This window comes from Streptomyces sp. NPDC057654, assembly GCF_042800135.1.
In the GTDB taxonomy this organism is placed as follows: Bacteria; Actinomycetota; Actinomycetes; order Streptomycetales; family Streptomycetaceae; genus Streptomyces.
On sequence record NZ_JBHVHQ010001339.1, the window covers coordinates 1 to 1,481 of the forward strand.

At 75.0% G+C, this 1,481-nt stretch carries 1 protein-coding gene and 1 pseudogene; both read right to left on the minus strand.

The features are described from left to right. Positions 1-479 (minus strand): annotated as a pseudogene (locus tag ACFU99_RS43395) (glutamine synthetase); the annotation flags it as partial. Between the two features lie 226 nt (positions 480-705). After that, a partial coding sequence (locus tag ACFU99_RS43400; RefSeq protein WP_384404249.1) for a M23 family metallopeptidase occupies positions 706-1,481 on the minus strand: 776 nt, incomplete at its 5' end.

Genomic DNA, 1,481 nt, shown 5'->3' on the forward strand with positions numbered 1-1,481 from the left:
GGCGCGGGCCGCGCCACCGCCCACTCCGTCTCGAACCCCATGCGCACCTCGAAGCCCGCCGCGGCGGCCCGGTCCGCCATCCGGCGGGCGAACTGCCGCTGGCACGCGGCGGACGGGGCGCCGTCCTGTTCGTAGCGGTCCACGGGGGCCCAGGCCCAGCCGGGCTGGGCGGCGAGGACGGTCAGCCGGTCGAGGTCGGGGAAGAGCCGCAGATCGCCGTCGGGGCCTCCGACGTGCGGGGAGGCGGTGATGAAGTCGTCGAACGTGTAGACGTCGAAGATGGGCGACATGCCCACGCCCCGCTGCGCGACGGCCGCGAGCCGGGCGGTCGGCACGGTCTTGACGCGGGTGATGCCCGCGTTGTCGACCCAGGTGAGCGCGATGACGTGGACGCCCTCCGCGGTGAGCCGGGCGGCCTCCTGGCGTGCGCTCGGCCGCTGTTCCCCGGTGCGTGCCTCCGTGGTGCTGCCGTCAGCCATGCGGTCTCCGTATGTTGTTAGGCGGCCTGGCCAGACGCGTGCCGCCGGCCGTGCCTCGTCCGTTGCCGTGCCCGGCGTCCCTGGCGCGCCGTACCGGTGTCCCTGTCCCGATCGCACGCGTCTGACGCTCATTCGATCGGACGAACCGCCGCTTCAGCCATACGCCGTACTACCCCTGTGGGCATCACTGCCGGAGCCACGCGCGCGGACGCCGTCACAGCTGCCGTCACAACCGCACGCCGCGCTCCTTCAGCCACGCCACCGGATCGACGGCCGACCCGTACGCGGGTGTCTTGCGCACCTCGAAGTGCAGATGGGGGCCGGTGGAGTTGCCGGTGGAACCGGACAGCGCGATCCACTCACCGGTACGCACCCGCTTGCCCGGCGCGACATAGAGCGTCGACAGGTGGGCGTACTGCGAGTACCAACCCCCCGGGTGCCGGATCACCGCACTGATGCCGAAGGCGTCGCCGCAGCCGACCGCGACGACCGTGCCCGCGCCGATGGCCCGTACGGGCGTGCCGACCGGCACCGCGAAGTCCTGCCCGGTGTGCCCGTTCGCCCAGTGCGAGCCCGCGCCACCGAAGCCCGCGGACAGCTCGTACGACGCCACGGGCCGCGTCCAGGGCGCGTCCGCGGCAAGCGTGACGGCGTCCTCGTCCGCCGCCTGCGGGCGGGGCAGCGCGCCGCACCGGCCGCCGGAGGCCGCCGCCTCCGCCATCCACCGCAGCGAGCCGCGCGCCGCCTCCAGCCGCCGCTCCGCTCCCCGTTCCCGGCCGCGCAGCCGCGCGGTCCGCTGGGACAGCGCGTGCCAGGCGGCGGTCGCCGACCGCTCCTCGGCGGCCAGCTTCACGCTCGTGCGGCTCGTCTCGCCCGTCAGGCGCGCCAGGCGGTCCGCGCGGCGCTGTACCGACGCCTGACGGTGCAGCATCCCCCAGGGGCCGTTCCAGGCCGGTGTGCGGCTATCGGTGTTCAGGGCCGTCATGCGGCGTCGCTCCCGGG